15 protein-coding genes are annotated in these 17,869 nt (G+C 71.2%); 7 read left to right on the top strand and 8 right to left on the bottom strand.

Translation table 11 applies throughout. The features are described 5' to 3' along the window. The first annotated feature begins 142 nt into the window (after positions 1-142). Positions 143-1,030: a DarT ssDNA thymidine ADP-ribosyltransferase family protein gene (locus tag ITJ57_RS15955; RefSeq protein ID WP_194671019.1), complete on the top strand. Its 888-nt coding sequence runs from the start codon at positions 143-145 to the stop codon at positions 1,028-1,030. Positions 1,031-1,315: 285 nt separating this feature from the next. Here the strand turns inward: ITJ57_RS15955 and ITJ57_RS15950 are convergent, their stop codons facing one another. The 4 genes from ITJ57_RS15950 to ITJ57_RS15935 are packed head-to-tail and all read right to left on the bottom strand — an operon-like array spanning position 1,316 to position 5,761. Then, entirely contained in the window at positions 1,316-2,365 is a 1,050-nt protein-coding gene (locus ITJ57_RS15950) for a LacI family DNA-binding transcriptional regulator (RefSeq protein ID WP_194671018.1), read from the bottom strand. A gap of 59 nt (positions 2,366-2,424) precedes the next feature. Continuing rightward, positions 2,425-3,405, bottom strand: a complete 981-nt coding sequence (locus tag ITJ57_RS15945) for a sugar phosphate isomerase/epimerase (RefSeq protein WP_194671017.1) — start codon at positions 3,403-3,405, stop codon at positions 2,425-2,427. Beyond that, on the bottom strand, positions 3,402-4,604 hold the full coding sequence (locus tag ITJ57_RS15940; RefSeq protein ID WP_194671016.1) for a dihydrodipicolinate synthase family protein: 1,203 nt from the start codon (positions 4,602-4,604) through the stop codon (positions 3,402-3,404). The genes ITJ57_RS15945 and ITJ57_RS15940 overlap by 4 nt, the downstream gene beginning before the upstream one ends. Then, a complete protein-coding gene (locus ITJ57_RS15935; protein ID WP_194671501.1) occupies positions 4,601-5,761 on the bottom strand; it encodes a Gfo/Idh/MocA family protein in 1,161 nt (386 codons plus the stop codon). The genes ITJ57_RS15940 and ITJ57_RS15935 overlap by 4 nt, the downstream gene beginning before the upstream one ends. A gap of 358 nt (positions 5,762-6,119) precedes the next feature. On the opposite strand from ITJ57_RS15935, the gene ITJ57_RS15930 reads away from it, so the two are divergent. The 6 genes from ITJ57_RS15930 (at position 6,120) to ITJ57_RS15905 (ending at position 13,106) form a co-directional block, all read left to right on the top strand. Next, positions 6,120-7,076 (top strand): carbohydrate ABC transporter permease, encoded by a 957-nt coding sequence (locus tag ITJ57_RS15930; RefSeq protein WP_370582455.1) that lies wholly within the window; start codon positions 6,120-6,122, stop codon positions 7,074-7,076. Further along, positions 7,069-7,995 carry a carbohydrate ABC transporter permease gene (locus ITJ57_RS15925; protein ID WP_082455582.1) on the top strand — a complete coding sequence of 309 codons (927 nt, stop codon included), beginning with the start codon at positions 7,069-7,071 and terminating at the stop codon, positions 7,993-7,995. The genes ITJ57_RS15930 and ITJ57_RS15925 overlap by 8 nt, the downstream gene beginning before the upstream one ends. Before the next feature lie 118 nt (positions 7,996-8,113). Then, a complete protein-coding gene (locus ITJ57_RS15920) occupies positions 8,114-9,427 on the top strand; it encodes an ABC transporter substrate-binding protein (RefSeq protein ID WP_194671015.1) in 1,314 nt (437 codons plus the stop codon). A 96-nt stretch (positions 9,428-9,523) separates the two neighbouring features. Further along, positions 9,524-10,459, top strand: coding sequence for a PmoA family protein (locus tag ITJ57_RS15915; protein ID WP_194671014.1), 936 nt, complete (start codon positions 9,524-9,526; stop codon positions 10,457-10,459). Between the two features lie 74 nt (positions 10,460-10,533). Continuing rightward, entirely contained in the window at positions 10,534-11,898 is a 1,365-nt protein-coding gene (locus tag ITJ57_RS15910) for a Gfo/Idh/MocA family protein (RefSeq protein ID WP_194671013.1), read from the top strand. Then, positions 11,895-13,106: a hypothetical protein gene (locus ITJ57_RS15905; protein ID WP_194671012.1), complete on the top strand. Its 1,212-nt coding sequence runs from the start codon at positions 11,895-11,897 to the stop codon at positions 13,104-13,106. The genes ITJ57_RS15910 and ITJ57_RS15905 overlap by 4 nt, the downstream gene beginning before the upstream one ends. A 150-nt stretch (positions 13,107-13,256) precedes the next feature. On the opposite strand, the gene ITJ57_RS15900 is transcribed toward ITJ57_RS15905, so the two are convergent. Genes ITJ57_RS15900 through ITJ57_RS15885 form a run of 4 tightly spaced genes read right to left on the bottom strand, consistent with a single transcriptional unit; the run spans position 13,257 to position 17,829 of the window. After that, a complete protein-coding gene (locus ITJ57_RS15900; protein WP_370582505.1) occupies positions 13,257-14,723 on the bottom strand; it encodes an aldehyde dehydrogenase (NADP(+)) in 1,467 nt (488 codons plus the stop codon). A 57-nt stretch (positions 14,724-14,780) separates the two neighbouring features. Beyond that, complete coding sequence (locus tag ITJ57_RS15895) at positions 14,781-15,872, bottom strand: mandelate racemase/muconate lactonizing enzyme family protein (RefSeq protein WP_194671010.1); 1,092 nt, start codon at positions 15,870-15,872, stop codon at positions 14,781-14,783. Between the two features lie 2 nt (positions 15,873-15,874). Beyond that, positions 15,875-16,834 (bottom strand): 5-dehydro-4-deoxyglucarate dehydratase, encoded by a 960-nt coding sequence (locus ITJ57_RS15890; protein ID WP_228507295.1) that lies wholly within the window; start codon positions 16,832-16,834, stop codon positions 15,875-15,877. Continuing rightward, positions 16,831-17,829: an NAD(P)-dependent oxidoreductase gene (locus ITJ57_RS15885; RefSeq protein WP_194671009.1), complete on the bottom strand. Its 999-nt coding sequence runs from the start codon at positions 17,827-17,829 to the stop codon at positions 16,831-16,833. Before ITJ57_RS15885 ends, ITJ57_RS15890 begins: the two co-directional genes overlap by 4 nt. Between the last annotated feature and the right edge of the window lie 40 nt (positions 17,830-17,869).

Genomic DNA, 17,869 nt, shown 5'->3' with positions numbered 1-17,869 from the left:
GGGACTCCGGTCGGACCCACTTCGGTGGCGTTCGCGTGCGCGAGGACTCCCGAAGCCGCGTACCCTTGATGCGTACGTCTCGGCTCGTCCCCCCAGTGACCGCTCCTCGTGTCTCGGAGCCGGAGACTGCAGAAGGACTCTCTTGAGCGACGAATGCAAACACGGTTTCGGCAACGGCCTCTGCGCGACCTGCTTCCCACCCCCGCCCCGTGAGGTGCCGGTCGCCGAAGCGCCGGCGCCCAAGGTCCGTCGGTCGACCGTCGCACCCTCCCTACGCGAGCCGGCCCCGACCCGCGTCCGCGCGGCCGCGACCACGAAGACGGCCACCCGTGCCGCGGCCGCGTTGCCGGTCGTCCGCGTCGGTGAGCAGCGCCTGTACCACGTCACCCACATCCGCAACCTCGAGCGCATCCTCGAGACCGGGAGCATCCTCCCCGTCGCCTCCGCGGCCCTCCCCGACGGCCCCGTCGTCGACATCGCCGCGCCCAGCCACCGCGACGCGCGTCGCACCATGGTCCTGGCGGGCACGGTCGGCCTGACCCCGGCCGACTTCGTCCCCTTCTTCCTCACGCCGGACGCCGACCTCTGGGCCGGCATCCGCGCCGGCGAGGGCGACATCCGCCTGTCCGCCGACGCGCTCGCCTCCGCCGTGAACGACTACGTCGTGCTCGTCACCACGATCGACGGCGCCTCGGTGCACCCCGGCGAGTTCGACGCCGACACCGGCCGGCCGTCCCGCGCACGGGTCGTGGTCGCCGACGGCGACGCGTCCCACGTGCTCACGAGCATCGGCGCCAACGCGATGACCGCCGACCGCATGGTGCAGCGCTTCGCCACCGACGAAGACCCTGGCGCGCTCCGCCGGGCCGAGGTGCTCATCGAGGACGCCGTCCCGTTCGACCGCGTCACCGTGATCGGCGTCGCGACCGTCAACGTCCGCGAACACGTCAAGCGGCTCGTCGCCGCCGCCGGGCTCCGCACGAAGGTCGCCGCCTACACGCCCTGGTTCCAGGAGCACGTCGCCGAGTAGGCACGGTCTCACGGTCACAACTCCTGCTGTACGGCGCCGGAACCAGCTGCCCGGGCCGTGTCGGGCGCTCCAGCCGCCCGCAGCAGGAGTTGTGAGCGGGAACGAGTGCGCACCTCGGCCGGGCGGAGGCGAACGCGTCCCGTCCCCAGGGCACCGCACTCCGGGCTCGCTGCCGGACGCCACTCCTGCTGCATGGCCCCAGGACTACCGAGTCGGACGCTGCAAGGCCGGATCGGGGCGAGCTGCAGGAGTTGTGCACGGATGAACGTCGGGGGGACTGTCCGCTCAGGCGCGGGGCGGGGTGCTCTCTCGGAGCAGGACGGTCGCGCCGACCGGTTCGACCGTGGTGCTGTCCGTCGCCGGGTCGAGCGCGAGCCGGACCGCGTGCTCGCCGACCGCCTCGAGCGGCACCGCGACCGTGGTGAGGGCGGGCGTCACGTCGCGTGAGGTGGCGATGTCGTCGTAGCCCGCGACCGCGAGATCCGCCGGCAGCGAGAGCCCCGCCGCGCGGAACGCGGACATCGCCCCGATGGCCATGACGTCGCTGACGGCGAAGACCAGCTCGACGCCGTCGAGCCCCTGCTGCAGGAGTTGCTCGGCGCCGTCGCGCCCGCCGTCGCGGCTGAAGTCCGCCCGGACGATCCTCGACGGGTGGATCGCGATCCCGTGCTCGGCCAGGCCGTCGGCGAAGCCGCGCACGCGTTCGCGGGCGGTGAGGAGCCGGTCGTCACCCGCGATGACCGCGAACCGGCGGTACCCGGAGGCGACGAGGGCGCGCGCCAGCTCACGGGCGCCGGTGGCGTTGCCGAGCTGCACCGTGGCGAACGGCAGGGTCCGCTGCGAGACGAGCACGACCCGGCCGCCCGTGGACTCGTATGCCGCGAGCTCCTCGGCCAGCCGATGTTCGGAGGCGACGCCGTCCCACCGGCTGCCGGTGAGGATGATCGCCCGAGGTCGCTGCCCCCGGAGCACCCGCACGAGTTCGAGCTCCCGCTCCGCGTCGCGATGCGTGACGGCCATCGTGGTGGCGATGCGCTGTTCGTCGGCCGCGCGGATCGCCCCGGCCGCGATCGACGAGAAGTACGGGTCGGCGATGTCGCTCACGAGCAGCGAGATCGTCGTCGACAGTCCCTTCGCGACCGCCTGGGCGGAGAGGTTCGGCGTGTAGTTCAGCCGGAGCGCGGCATCGAGCACGCGGCGGCGGAAGGACTCGTTGACCGTGCGGGTGCTGCCGTTCAGGGCGCGCGACGCGGTGGCGAGGGAGACCCCCGCCTCACGGGCGACGTCGTGCAGCGTCGGCGGGACCGGCGTCGCACGGTGGTCGTCGACCGTCATGGTGCTCCTTCGTACTGGCGGCTGCTGAGACACACTCTGCCACAGGGCGACCGTGGGGATCAGGGCTGGAGATCCGCGGCATCCGGGGGATCGAGGTGCGGGACGACCGCCGACCGGAAGGTCTCGACGGTGCGCGCGACGACCGCGTCGAACGGGGCGTCCCAGATCTCCTGGTTGAAGAGCTCGACCTCGACATCACCGGTGTACCCGGCCGCCTCGACGGCGCGGGTGAGCGAGGCGAAGTCGACGACGCCGTCGCCCGGGTAGTGCCTGGCCAGCAGGACGTCCGCGGGCAGTGGCGTCGCCCAGTCGCAGGCCTGATAGCTGGAGATCCGGCCGGTCGCGCCCGCGCGGGCGATCTGCTCCAGGACCTGCGGATCCCACCAGAGGTGGAAGGTGTCGACGACGACGCCGACGGCCTCCGGCGCGAACTGCTCGGCGATGTCGAGCGCCTGACCGAGCGTCGAGACCACGGCGCGATCCGACGCGTACATGGGGTGCAACGGTTCGATGGCGAGCTGGACCCCGGACTCGAGGGCATGGTCGGCGAGTTCGCCGATCGCGTCGCGGACGAGCTCGCGGGCGCCGAGGATGTCGCGGGAGCCCTCGGGGAGGCCGCCGACGACGAGGACCAACGCCGGGGCGCCGAGGGCTGCGGCCTCGTCGACCGCCGTGCGGTTGTCGTCGATCGAGGCCCGACGGGCCGGGCCCTCCGGCATGGTGAAGAACCCACCGCGGCAGAGGCTCGACACGCGCAGCCCCGCGTCGGCGAGGAGCCGGGCTGACGCGGCGACGCCGAACTCCTGCACCGGCTCCCGCCAGGCGCCGAAGCTCGTGACGCCGGCGGCCGCGACGGCCGCGACGGCCTCGGGCAGGGTCGCGTACTTGATGGTCGCCTGGTTGATCGAGAGTCGCGGGTGCGGGGCGGTGCTGCCGCCCACCGGTCCCTGGGCCTGTCCCTCCGGTCCCTGGGCCTGTCCCTCCGGTCCCTGGGCCTGTCCCTCCGGTCCCTGAGCCTGTCGAAGGGTGCTGGTGCTCATCGGGTGCCCCTCGACAAGCTCGGGGCCCGGAGGGGCGAGGCGTCGACGACACCGGCCGTCCGCAGCAGGCCCGTCCAGCGCTCGGCGGCGAGCTCCGGGTGCTCGAGTGCGCCGGCGGCGTCGGCCAGACGGACGATCTCGGACAGGTGCGGGAGACTCCGCGCCGCGTGCAGACCGCCGACCATCGAGAACGCCGGCTGGTGCCCGTTCAGCCAGCTGAGGAAGGCGATGCCCGTCTTGTAGTAGTAGGTGGGTGCGGCGAAGATCTGGCGGGACAAGGCCTCGGTCGGCCGGAGGATCCGCTCGTAGCCGGCGGTGTCGCCCGCGTCGAGGGCCTGGATCGCCGCCGAAGCCGCCGGCGCGATCGCGGTGAACGCGCCGAGCAAGGCGTCGGAGTGGCCCTGCTCGTCGCCGGCGATGAGGTCGACGTAGTTGAAGTCGTCGCCCGTGAACATCGTGGTCCCCGAGGGCAGTCGGCGCCGGACGGCGATCTCCGCATCCGCGTCGAGCAGGCTCATCTTGACCCCGGCGAGGTGGCCCGCGTTGTCGGCCATGATCCGCAGGAGGGTGTCGGAGGCGGCTGCGACGTCCGTGGACCCGAAGTACCCGGCGAGGCTCGGATCGAACGCGGTGCCGAGCCAGTGGAGGACCACCGGCGACTGCGCCGCGGACAGGACGCGGTCGTAGACGCGTCGGTAGTCGTCGGCACCCTGGGCTGCCCGGGCGAGGTGCCGGCTCGCCATGAGGACCGTCCCGGCCCCGGCGTCCTCCGCGAAGGCGAGCTGTTCGAGATAGGCGTCGGCGACCGCGTCGAGCGAGACCTGCTCCTCGGCGAGGTGGTCGGTGTTCACGCCGACGACGAGCGCCCCGCCCACCGATGCGGCTTCCGCCGCGCTCCGGGTGATGAGCTCACGGGTGGCGGCCGTGTCGAGCCCCATGTTGCGTTGGGCGGTGTCCATCGCGTCGGCGACGCCGAGACCGAAGGACCAGACGTGGTGCCGGTAGGCGAGGGTCGCATCCCAGTCGAGGTCCGCCGGCGCACCGGGGACGTTGTCGCCCCAGGCCTTCGGCACGACGTGCGCGGCGGCGTACGCCGTCCGACTCGAGAGCGGGGCGGTGGGACGCGAGGCGGCGACCGGTTCGCGGAGGTCGAGGGAGGTGACCTCGCCCTCCGCCGAGAGCAGGCGGACGCTGGTCATCGGGCGACCGACGCTTCGAGGGACGCGAGCTCGTCGGCCGCGCCGTCGCGCGCTGCGAGCGTGACCTCGGGGAGGTCGAGACGACGACCGGTGCGTGAACTCTCGAGCCCCAGCTCCGCGAGCAGCACGCCGCGTGCGCCGGCGAGCAGGTCGAACTCGTACGGGCCGTCCTCGACGACGTGGCGGAGGAACTCCTCCCACTGCGTCTTGAAGCCGTTCTCGAACACGTCGTTCGTCGGGACGCCCTGCCAGTCGGCCGCGTAGTCGTGGTCGTCGGCGAGGTCCGGGTTCCACACCGGCTTCGGGGTGACGTTCCGCGGCTGCACCTTGCACCCGAACAACCCGGCGACGGCGGAACCGTGGGTGCCGTCCACCTGGAACTGGACGAGCTCGTCGCGGTCGACGCGCACCGTCCAGCTGGAGTTGAGCTGGGCCACGACGCCGCCCTCCAGCTCGAAGATGCCGTAGGCGGCGTCGTCGGCGGTCGCCGCGTAGGCCGAGCCGTGCTCGTCGAAGCGTTCCGGGATGTGGGTCGTCGCCTTCGCGTAGACGGACTCGACCCGGCCGAAGAGGTTCTCGAGCACGTAGCTCCAGTGCGGGAACATGTCGACGACGATCCCGCCGCCGTCCTCGGAGCGGTAGTTCCAGCTGGGGCGCTGGGCCGGCTGCCAGTCGCCCTCGAACACCCAGTAGCCGAACTCGCCACGCACGGACAGGATGCGGCCGAAGAAGCCGGAGTCGATGAGCCGCTTGAGCTTCCGGAGGCCGGGCAGGTACAACTTGTCGTGCACGACGCCGTTCTTGACGCCCGCCTCGGCCGCGAGGCGGGCGAGTTCGAGGGCCTCCTCGAAGGTCTCGGCCGTCGGCTTCTCGGTGTAGATCGTCTTGCCGGCGGCGATCGCCTTCCGGAGCGCCGTCGCGCGGGCCTTGGTGACGAGGAAGTCGGCGTAGATGTCCCACCGCGGGTCGGCGAGGACCGCGTCGAGGTCGGTGGAGGTGTGCTCGACACCGTGCTTCGCGGCGAGTTCGTCGAGGGTCGCCTGGTTGCGGCCGACGAGGATGAGTTCGATCTGACGACGGCTGCCGTCGGAGAGCTGGACGCCGCCCTGCTCCTGGATCGCGAGCAGCGAGCGCACGAGGTGCTGCCGGTAGCCCATGCGCCCGGTGGCGCCGTTGACGATGATCCCGATGGTCTGCTCTGACACGGTGGCTCTTTCTCTCGATCGCGTTGTAGCCCTGCGGCGACGATGCCGTCAGGAAAGCGTTTACCGGTCACTGTAGAACGAGAGGCGACGACCTGGCAAGGGATTCCTGCGATCGCCGCGGAACCGATCTGGATTCGCGTAACGATGCCGGATGAATCGTTGCATCGGTCGTCGGGGCCGTGATAGAACTTGATGCAGCTCAGCCGGGAAACGCTTTCCGGCAGTGTCATCAACGACGATCGACAAGGAGGTCCGACGTGTACCGTGCAGTTGCAACGGCGCCCAGGACGACGTTCACGAGGGGCACTCGGTGAGCGCGCTCGGCGAGCTCCGCAAGCTCAGCGCAGGTAAGCGCCCACAGACCGCGGCCGAGAAGGCCTTCATCAAGAAGGACAACCGCCGGGACAACAAGGCGGCGTACCTGTTCCTGCTGCCCTGGCTCATCGGCCTCGCGGTCATCACCGTCGGCCCCATGGTCGCCTCGCTCGCCCTGTCCTTCACCAAGTACAACCTGCTGCAGGCGCCGACCTTCATCGGGTTCGACAACTTCATCCGGATGATGAGCGACGAGCGACTCCACAACTCGCTCGGCGTGACCTTCGTCTACGTCTTCGTCTCGGTGCCGCTCCAACTCGCGGCGGCACTGGCGCTCGCGGCGCTCCTCGACCGCGGGCTCCGCGGCCTCGCGATCTACCGGTCCGTCTACTACCTGCCGTCGCTCCTCGGCTCCTCCGTCGCGATCGCCGTGCTGTGGAAGCAGGTGTTCGGCGGCGAGGGCCTCGTCAACCAGTTCATCGCGATCTTCGGCATCGAAGGACGCAGCTGGATCGCCGACCCGTCGACGGCCCTCTCCACCCTCATCACGCTCAACGTGTGGACCTTCGGTGCGCCGATGGTGATCTTCCTCGCCGGCCTCCGGCAGATCCCCGTCATGTACCACGAGGCAGCGCAGATGGACGGGGCGACGAAGTGGCAGCGCTTCACCAAGATCACCCTGCCGCTGCTCACCCCGATCATCTTCTTCAACCTCGTGCTGCAGATCATCCACGCGTTCCAGGCCTTCACGCAGGCCTTCATCGTGTCGGGCGGAACGGGCGGCCCAGCCGACTCGACGCTGTTCTACACGCTGTACCTCTACAACCGCGGCTTCTCGAACTTCGACATGGGCTACGCCTCGGCCATGGCCTGGTTCCTGCTCCTCATCATCGGAGTCTTCACCGCGATCAACTTCTGGGCCTCGAAATACTGGGTGAACTACGATGACTGACACGCTGACCACACGGTCCATCACGACGGACAGCAAGAACCGCAGTCGCGAGGCCAAGCAGGCCGAACGCCAGTACCGCCGCGCACGCGGGTGGTCGCCCTGGAAGTCCGTGCTGAAGCACGTCGGGCTCATCCTCGTCGGGTTCATCATGCTCTACCCGGTGATCTGGCTCGTCGTCTCCTCGCTCCGCCCCACGGAGGAGATCTTCCGGAACCCCGGGATCGTCCTCGACAGCTTCGAGGTGAGCAACTACAGCGAGGGCTGGAACACCCTCTCGGAGCCGTTCCACGTGTTCCTGCTGAACTCGGTCCTCATCGTCCTCGGCTGCATCGTCGGCAACCTCGTGTCCTGCTCGATGGCGGCGTACGCCTTCGCCCGGCTGAAGTTCAGCGGCAAGCGGTGGTGGTTCGCGGCGATGCTCATGACGCTGATGCTGCCGATCCACGTCATCATCGTGCCGCAGTACATCATGTTCTCCCAGCTCGGCTTCGTGAACACGTACCTGCCGCTCATCCTGCCGAAGATCCTCGCGACCGACGCGTTCTTCGTCTTCCTCATGGTGCAGTTCATCCGCGGCATCCCGAAAGAGCTCGACGAGGCCGCCCGCATCGACGGCTGCGGACATCCCCGCATCTTCGGCGTCATCATCCTGCCCCTCATGGTCCCGGCGCTCGCGACCACCGCGATCTTCACCTTCATCTGGACGTGGAACGACTTCTTCAGCCAGCTCCTGTACCTGACGAAGCCCGAGATGTACACGGTGCCGCTCGCGTTGCGGGCCTTCATGGACGCGCAATCGTCGACCTCGTGGGGGCCGATGTTCGCGATGAGTGTCGTGTCGCTCCTGCCGATCTTCCTCGTCTTCCTCTTCGGTCAGCGGTTCCTCCTCAAGGGCATCGCGACGACCGGCGGCAAGTGACGCGGTCCTCATCGACCGACGGCACCGGAACACCTGTACCAGCCCGACCAGCACCAGACCCAGCAGCACCGGATCCAGCGACACCGGATCCGCATCGATCGATTCGAAAGGGAACAGCATGAGCATCAGCAAGCACGGCAGAGCCGCCGGCTTCATCGCGACGGGAGCCGTCGCCGCGCTCCTCCTCGCCGGTTGCAGCGCCGGAGGCGACGCCGCGACCGAACTGTCCGACGAGCCCGTCACCCTCCGGTTCACCTGGTGGGGCAACGATGCCCGCACGGCGGCCACCCAGGAGGTCATCGCGGCCTTCGAGAAGGAGTACCCGAACATCACCATCGAGCCCCAGTTCACGGACTGGGCCGGGTACTGGGACAAGCTCGCCACCGAGACGGCGGCGAACGACACCCCCGACATCATCCAAATGGACGAGAAGTACATCGCCACTTACGGCGACCGGGGTGCACTGCTCGACCTCAAGACCGTCGGCGACCAGCTCGACCTCAGCGACTTCCCCAAGGAGACGCTGACCTCGGGGACCGTGAACGACTCGCTCTACGGCGTGCCCTCCGGCATCACGAGCTACTCCATCGTGGTGAACCCGACCCTGCTGGCCTCGGCCGGCATCGAGATGCCCGACGACGAGACCTGGACCTGGGACGACTTCACCGCGCTGAGCAAGCAGGTCTCGGCTGCCGGTGGCGGATCGATCTACGGGTTCCAGCCCTTCGGCTTCGAGGACGGCGGCCTGAACAACTGGGCACGCCAGCACGGCGACGAGCTCTACAACGACAAGGGCGAGGTCTCCATCAAGCCGGAGACGCTCGCGTCCTGGTGGAGCTACCTCCTCGAGCTGGTGAACGACGGCGCGACGCCGTCCGCCTCGGCGATCGTCGAGAAGCAGGCCGGCGGTCTGGCGGAGTCCTTCACCGCGACCAACGCCGCGGCGTTCGCCCCCTGGTGGAACAGCCAGCTGACGGCACTCACCGAGGCGAGCGGTTCGCCGCTCGAGCTCCTGCGCATCCCGACCGTGGACGGTGGCGCCGACGGCTCCGCCTACTACAAGCCGTCGATGTACTGGTCGGCGTCCGCCCGGACGGCCCACCCGGCCGAAGCCGCACTGTTCATCGACTTCCTCGCGAACAGCGAGACGGCCGCCGACTCGCTCCTCACCGAGCGCGGTGTCCCGGCGAACACGAAGATCCGCGAGTACATCACGCCGAAGCTGGCCGAGACGGACCAGGCGGTCGTGGAGTTCCTCGACGGCCTCGCCGACGACATCGGTGAGCCGCCGACCGTCACGCCCGCCGGTGGCAGCGCGATCGAGGCGCTCGTGAAGCAGTACACCGAGCAGGTGTTGTTCGGGAAGAACACGCCCGACCAGGCTGCCGAGGGGTTCATCAAGGACCTGAAGGCCGCGGTCGCCGCGGGCTGACCCGGCACCAGCCCATCCATCGACGGGCTCGGGGAACGGAACCTCGTCCCCGAGCCCGTCGACGGCCCAGCATCCGACCGAGCTGAGGACACCGCCGTGACCGAGCACCACCCGTCGACGGGCCTCGCCCTCACCCACGAGGTCGGTTCGGCCGTCACCGTCCACCTGGACGACGTCGAGATCCTGCGGTACACCTACCGTCCGGACACCGTCCAGCGCGAGTCGCCGAAGCCGTACCTCCACCCGGTGCGGACCGCCGGCGGCGCCCTCGTGACGCTGGCACGACCGCACGACCACGTGTGGCACACCGGGTTCGCCTGGGCGCTGCCCCACGTCGGCGAGGACAACTTCTGGGGCGGGCCGACGTTCACCGGCACCGCCTATGAACAGCTTCAGAACAACGGCCGCTCCGAGCACGTCGCGGTCACGGCCGTCACGGCCGAGCCGGACGAAGTGACGTTCTCGCACACCCTCGGGTGGATCACCGAAGACGGTCGGCGCGTCGTCGACGAGGAGCGCGCGCTCACCGTGCGACCGGTCGCCGACGCCTGGTCGCTGACGTTCGAGACCCGGATGCGCAACGTCTCCGGCCGCGACCTGTCGATCGGCTCGCCCACGACGAAGGGGCGGGAGAACGCCGGCTACGGCGGCCTCTTCTGGCGGGGTCCGCGCTCGTTCACCGGAGGGACCCTCCACACCCCCGACGGCAGCGGCGGCGACGAACTCCGCGGCACGAGACACGCGTGGATGGGCTTCACCGGCCTGCAGGACGGCACCGCGGCGGCCTCGAGCGTCGTCATGGTCGACGACGAACGAAACCCGGCGCACCCACCGCAGTGGTTCGCCAGGACCGAGGAGTTCGCAGGCCTCTGCCCCGCGCCGTTCTTCAGCGAGGAGCTGCCGTTCCGTGACGAGGAGACCCTCGAGTTCCGGTATGCGGTCGTCATCGCCGACGGAGACGGCGCCGACGGCCGGGCGGCATCACTCGCCCGATCCGGTCGCGACGCGCTCCGCCGCACCCCACCCGCCTGACCCGTGGTGGGAGACGGTCGCGTTCCGCCCGCCGCCACCGCCACCGCAGTACCGACCCGGAAGGACCATCGCGCATGACCACGACCCGCGAACGCTACGCCCTCATCGGCACCGGACACCGGTCCCAGATGTACCTCGACGCCATCGTCGGCCCGCACGCCGACGTCGCGGAACTCGTCGCCTGGAGCGACAGCAACCCGGGCAGGATCGACCACTACGAGCGCCTGCTCGCCGGGCAGGGCGTGGCGCTGCCCGCGCGCTACGGCCCGGACGACGTCGAACGGCTCATCACCGAACAGCGCGTGGACCGCGTCATCGTGACGACCCCGGACTTCACGCACGCCGAGATCGTCTCGCGGGCGCTCCTCGCCGGCGCCGACGTCATCGTCGAGAAGCCCCTCACGATCGACCGCGAGGGCGTTGAACGGATCGCCGCGGCGGTCGCCGAGAGCGGCCGAAATGTCGTGACGACCTTCAACTACCGCTACAGCCCACGCAACTCGGAGCTGCGGCGGATCGTGCAGGACGGCCGGATCGGCCGGGTGACGAGCGTGCACTTCGAGTGGGTGCTCGACACCGTCCACGGGGCCGACTACTTCCGCCGCTGGCACCGCGAGAAGGAGCACTCCGGCGGTCTGCTCATCCACAAGGCCTCGCACCACTTCGACCTCGTCAACTGGTGGATCGGGGCGCGGCCGGCCTCCGTGTACGCGTCCGGCGGCCTGCGGTTCTACGGCGACGTCAATGCCGCCGAGCGGGGCCTCGGGCAGCGACCGGAGCGCGGGTCGGTGCCCGACGACATCGAGGCGGCCGCTCGTGGGCGGTCGTCCGACCCGTTCGTCCTCGACCTCCGGGACGACCCACGACTCGAGTCGCTGTACCTCGACGCCGAGCAGCACGACGGCTACCTGCGCGACCGCGACGTCTTCTCGCCCGGGATCAGCATCGAGGACAACCTGTCCGTCCTCGTCGACTACGACGGCGGCGCCTCGCTCAGCTACTCCCTGAACGCGCACGCGCCGTGGGAGGGGTATCGCGTCGCGATCAACGGGACGGAGGGTCGCGCCGAACTCGAGGTGGTCGAACGCGCCGCGGTGCTCGTGGGGAGCGACGGTCGCGTCGTCCTCGACCCGAGCCTGCATGGGGATGGCGCCGGGGCGGGGACGGGAACCGGTGAGGGCCGCCCGGTGCGTTCACGTGGCGAGCGCCTGGTGCTCCAACGGCACTGGGAAGAGGCCGAGGAGATCCCGATCCCCGAGGGAGTCGGCGGCCACGGTGGCGGTGACGCGTACCTCCTGCGCCACCTGTTCGACCGCATCACCGAGGACGAGCTGGGCCGCCCCGCCGGCTACGACGACGGCGTGCGGGCGATCTCCGTCGGCATCGCCGGCAACGAGTCGCTGCTGACCGGTCGTCCGGTGGCGACGATCGCGCCATGAGCGCCGGGCCGGACGTGGCTGGCCTAGTTCTCGCGCCCGGCCGCGACCCGGCGCTGCGTGCGCTCGCGGCCCGGTCCCGCGAGGCGGCCGGCCAGGTCGACTCCGGGATCGAGTCACTCAGCGCCACGCGTCGTCACCTCGCCGAGGTCCTCGGGCTCCTGCCCCGCCCGCGGATCGCGGAACCCGCCGAGCGGCTCGGGACGTGGACCCGCGACGGCGTCGACGGGATCGAACTCCGCTGGTCGACGGGCTTCGGTGCGCCGACCTCGGCGTGGCTCCTGCGGCCGGCCGGCGAGACGGGTGCCCTGCCCGGCGTCCTGGCGTTGCACGACCACGGCGGCTTCACCCGGGTGGGGCGGGAGAAGCTCGCCGACGGCCCCGACGGGGTGCCCGCCACGCCGGCGGTCTCGCGCGAGGAACTACAGGCGTTCCGCGACCGCTACTACGGCGGTCGAGCCGTCGCGTCCGACCTCGCCCGCGACGGGTTCACCGTCCTCGTCCACGACGCCTTCGGCTGGGGATCCCGGCGGACGCCCGACGACGCGATCGCCGACCGGTTCCATCGGAGCGTCGACCTGCAGCTCGCCGGTCGCCGCGCCGAGACGATCCGGGACGGCGCAGAGCCTTCCGAGGTGACGCGAGGGCAGCGGTCCGAGCTGCTCACGGCCGCGAACGAACCGCAGCTCGCGAAGGAGCTCGGCGTGCTCGGCACCTCGCTCGCCGGTCTCGTCCTCCGTGACGACCTCATCGCCATCGACCACCTCGCCGCCGCGCAGGGTGTCCGTGCCGACGCCCTCGGGTGCTTCGGGCTCTCCGGCGGTGGGGCGAGGGCGGTCCTGCTGGCGGCCATGGACGACCGGATCCGTGCCGCGGGCGTCGTTGCGATGATGTCGACGTTCGTCGGCGTCCTCGACGGGCACGCCGATCAGCACTCCTGGTCGTTCCTGTCGCCCGGCCTCTCCCGCGTCGGCGACTGGCCGGCGCTCGCCGCCCTCCGCCCGGCGCTCCCGCTGCTCGTGCAGTACGCCGAGCGTGACGAGCTCTTCGGGCTGGCGGGCATGCGTGACGCGCACGCGATCCTCACGGAGCGGTACCGGGTCGGCGCTCGTCCTGGCGCGTACACCGGCACCTTCCACGACGAACCGCACCGGTGGTCGGTCGCCATGCAGGCCGAACTGCGCGCCTGGCTGGTCGCCGCCCTCGCCTGACCGGCCTGCCCCGGCCCGACCCGACCCGACCCGCCGTTCATCTCGTCCCTAACTCAGGAGAGTTGCGGTGTGTCGGGCCCTGGCTGGGGTCGACACACCGGAGGAGTCCTGAGAAAGGGACTGGGCGGGTGGGCAAGCGAGGAGCGCCGGTCAGGCGGGGAGCTCCAGGACGCCGTCGATGCGGCGCGGGAGGCGGAGCGGGTTCGACTCGTGGAGCGCCTCGGGGAGGACGCGCTCGGGGGTGTCCTGGTAGACGATCGGACGCTGGAACCGACGGACGGCGGTCGCCCCGACGGAGGTGTGGAGCGAGGTCGTGGCCGGCCACGGACCACCGTGGTGCTGCGCCCAGCCCACCGCGACGCCCGTCGGCCAACCGCCGAAGAGCACCCGGCCGGCGAGCGGTTCGAGCCGCGACACCAGCTCGGTGACATCCTCGTCGGGAGCCGCGTGCACGGTGGCGGTCAGGGCGCCGCCCACCGCGGCGAGGACCGCATGCAGCTCCGACTCGTCGGCGTACTCGATGATGAGCGTCGCCGGCCCGAAGATCTCCTCGAGCAGGACCTCCGGGTCCTCCAGCACCGTCGCGGCGGTCGTCGCGAGGACGGTCGCGACGCCTGACTGCGGTGCTTCCGCGTCACCACCGAGGAGCGTGCGCACACCCGGGTGCGCGGCGGCACGGGCAGCACCGCTCTGATAGGCGTCGGCGATACCCGGCGTCAGCATGCGCCCCGCTGCTGTGCCGTTCGCTGCCTCCGCGACGAGTTCGGCGAACCCGCTCCCCGCAGGCACGAGGACGAGGCCGGGGTTCGTGCAGAACTGACCGACCCCGAGCGTGAACGATCCGGCCAGCCCGCGGGCGAGCACCGCCGCACGGTCACCCTGGAGCGCCGCCGCCGTGATCACGACCGGGTTCGTGCTCCCGAGCTCCCCGTAGAACGGGATCGGCGCGGGCCGCCGAGAGGCGAGGTCGAACAGCGCGCGGCCGCCGGCGAGCGAGCCGGTGAACCCGACCGCGGTGATCGCCGGGTGCTGGACGAGCGCCGTGCCCTGATCGCGGCCCTCGACGAGCGCGAACGAGCCCTCAGGGGCGCCGGCGTCGTGCAACGCCTCGATGACGATCTCCGCGGTCAGCCGGGAGAGTCGTGGGTGCGCCGAATGGGCCTTCACGATCACCGGGCAGCCGGCCGCCAGCGCCGACGCGGTGTCACCACCCGCGACGGAGAACGCGAACGGGAAGTTCGAGGCGCTGAACACGGCGACCGGACCCGTCGGGCGCAGCATCCGCCGCAGCTCCGGCTTGGGCGGGGTGGCGGCGGCGTCCGCGTGGTCGATGACGACCTCGAGGAATGCTCCGTCGCCGAGGACAGCGGCGAACAGTCGCAGCTGCCCGGTCGTGCGCGCGACCTCGCCCGTGAGCCGCGTCGTCCCGAGGTGGGACTCCTCGTCGGCGAGCGCCACGAGCTCGGTGACGCGGCGGTCGAGGGCATCGGCGACGGCCTCGAGCCAAGCGGCGCGCGTCGACGGTGAGGAGGCGGCAAGGTGGGGCGCTGCCGCGGCGGCGAGTGACGCGGCCTCGTCGACGGTCATGGTGGCGTTGGTGGTGCTGGTGGTCATGATGACTCCTCGGGAGTGGTGTGGTGTCGGCGGAACGGACCGGCGACCGGACGGAGCGGTTCAGCGGGCGGTGTCGGCCTCGGTGGGCTGCTGGCGGATGGTGAAGCCGAGGCCGGGCCGCTGCTCGACCTGCACGAGGCCGCCGGTGATGGCGACCGGTCCTGGCGCGTCGATGGCACTGATCGCGACGAAGTCCGCGTCCTCCACGTCCTCGATCTCGACCGTCTGGGGCAGGGCGAGCGCGAGTTGCCCCGAGAGGTCGGGGAGGAGGTGTGGCGCGAGGGTCAGCCCGGCGTCCTCGACGAGCTCGGCGATCTGCAGGAACGGGGTGATGCCGCCGACGCGGACCACGTTCGGTTGCAGGACGTCGGCCACGCCGCGGTCCACGAGGTCGCGGAACCGATGGATCGTGTGCACGTTCTCGCCGAGCGCGATCGGGATGTCCGTCGCCTGGCGCAACCGTTCGTAGCCGGCGGTGTCGTCGGAGCGCAGCGGTTCCTCGATCCAGGCGGGGTCGACGACGCTCAGCCGTTCGAGTGCCGAGGTCGCCCGCTCGAGGTCCCAGCGCTGGTTGGCGTCGATCATGAGCCGTCGGTCGGGGCCGAGCAGCTCGCGCACCATGGCGAGGCGGTCGAGGTCCTCGGCGACGTCGGGCTTGCCGACCTTCACCTTCACCGCGTCGTGGCCCGCCGCGATCCATCGACCGACCTGCGCCGCGAGGGCGTCGGCGTCGAGGTGCAGATTGACGCCGCTCCCGTAGGCGCGGACGGTCTCACGGCGACGACCGAGCAGCTCGGCCAGCCCGAGGCCCGCCCGCCGCCCGCGGAGGTCCCAGAGCGCCGTGTCGAGCCCGGCGAGGGCGATGGTCGTGATCCCGCCGCCGCCGGCCTCGTGCAGGTGTGCCCAGAGCTGCGGCCAGAGCACCTCGGGTTCGGTGGAGGAGCCGATGGCGGCGGACGTGAGGTCGTCGTCGAGCAGGGCTCGGACCGCGGTCGCGCCGATGGTCGGCGTCCACGTGAAGCCGGAACCGGTCGCGCCCTCGTCGTCGACGACGTCCACCCGGATGAGGTGCAGCCACGGCGCTTCCGGCACCCAGGGCCGCGGCATCGTGAACCGCTGCAGGGTGGTGGTGATCGAGGCGATCGCCGGCATCGTCAGCGCCCTGTTGCGAGGGTCGCGTGTTCGGCGACGAGGTCGGCGCCGGTCGCGAGGAGTGCCGCCAGCCGGTCGGTCTGTGCCGTGGTCGGGTCGACGAACGGCGACCGCACCGAGCCGACGGGCAGGCCGCCCAGTCGGACACCGGCCTTGATGAGTGACACCGCGAACCCGGGCGTCTCGTCGCGGAGGGCGACGAGCGGACGGTAGAACTCGCGCAGCAGCCGTTCGCGCAGGGGTTCGTCGTGCTCCGTGTAGGCCCGGTAGAACAGGGTCGCGAGCTCGGGCAGCATCGCGAACACGGCGGAGGAGTACAGCGGGATGCCGATGCCCCGGTAGGCCGCCTGGGTGAGCTCCGCGGTGAGCAGGCCGTTGAAGAAGGCGAAGTCCTCGCGCCCCTCCTCGTGCACGGCGAGCACGATGTCCTGCGCGGCGGCGACGTCGCCGACGCCGTCCTTGAAACCCACGACCTGCGGGTTGCGCGCCAGGTGACGCATCGTCTCGGTGGTGTACCGGGCGTTGTTGCGGTGGTACACGATCGCCGGGAGGCTCGTCGCCGAGAGGACGTCCTCGACGTACCCCTGCAGCCCGCGCGCCGGGCCCGTCACGAGGTACGGCGGCATGAGGAGGATCGCGTCGGCTCCCGCATCCTCGGCCGCGACGGCGAGGTCCTTCGCGATCGCCACACCACCGCCGGCCCCCGCGATGACCGGCACGGACCCGTCGACGACCTCGACCGTCCGACGGACCACGCGTGCGGCCTCCGAGGGCGACATCGCGTGCAGTTCGCCCGTCCCGCAGGCGGGGAACACGCCGCCGGGCCGGTGTTCGAGTCGCGACTCCAGGTGGGTGCCGAGGAGGCCGAGGTCGACCTCGCCCGCCGCGTCGAAGGGGGTGATCGGGAAGTACAGGACGCCGTCGAAGGCGAGCGGTGCTGGCATGGTGGTGGTCCTCGTCATGTGGGGGTCGTCGTCGGCGTGTGCGTCGGGCTCGGGGTCTGGGCGTCGGTCGGAGCGTGGTGCCGTGGGCGACCGTCGGCGGCGAGCAGGCCGTCGAGGCGGGCCCACTCCGCGCGGCTGAGGGCCGACCGCCAGTCGTGTCGAGGCCGCCAGCCGAGGTCGGCGGTCGCCTTCGCGCTGCTGAACGCGGCGCTGCGGTCGACGAGCGTCTCGGCGAAGCCGGCGGTGCTCGGCACCATGGCTGGCAGCAGCCTGGAGAGCGGTTCGAGGGCGAGGGCGTCGTCGGCTCCGACGAAGTACACGCCGCCGGAGTGCGGGGCTGCGGCGTGCTCGATCCAGGCGGCGACGAAGCGACCGGCGTCGCGGGCGTCGACGTAGTTGTACAGGGACACGGCTGCGAGCGCGGGATCGGCGAGCCGGTCGACGATCGTGTGCCCCTGTTGCGTCGGTGCACCCTCCCATTCCTCGGGTGAGACGACGAAGCACGGGCGGAACGCACCGGTCACGACCGCGTCGCCGTGTGCTCGGGCGAGCATCGCGACCGTCGACTCGATGGCCACCTTCGACAGGGCGTAGGCGTTCCACGGGGCGACGGGGTGGGTCTCGGTGAGGGGGAGGGCCTCGGGTGCCCAGCCGTGCGGGGCCCCGTAGCCGATGACGGTCGGGCTGCTCGCGGCCAGGACCTTCCCGGCTCCGGCGGCGATCCCGGCGGTGAGGACGGTGAAGGCCAGGGACTGGTTCACCGACAGGATGACGTGCTCGGGAGCGCTGAACGGCACGGCGATCGCGGCCAGGTGCACCACGGCGTCCGGCTGCAGGGCGGCGAAGCGCTCGTGGGTGGCGACGTGGTCGAGCAGGTCGGCCACCACGCCCTCGACGCCGGGGAGTCCTGGGTCGGAGCGGTCGACGGAGACGACGTCGTGGCCTGCGGTGACCAGTTCGGCGGCGACACTCCGCCCGAGTCGTCCGGCACCGCCGGTGACGATGATGCGCATCGGTGTCCTCTCTGACAACGCCTGCGTCGAGGCGTTCGAC

The sequence above is a fragment of the Plantibacter sp. VKM Ac-2880 genome (assembly GCF_015351235.1).
Taxonomy (GTDB): Bacteria; Actinomycetota; Actinomycetes; order Actinomycetales; family Microbacteriaceae; genus Plantibacter.
The sequence above is the reverse complement of the archived record's forward strand: the minus strand, read 5'-3'. Positions and strand labels throughout refer to the sequence as shown.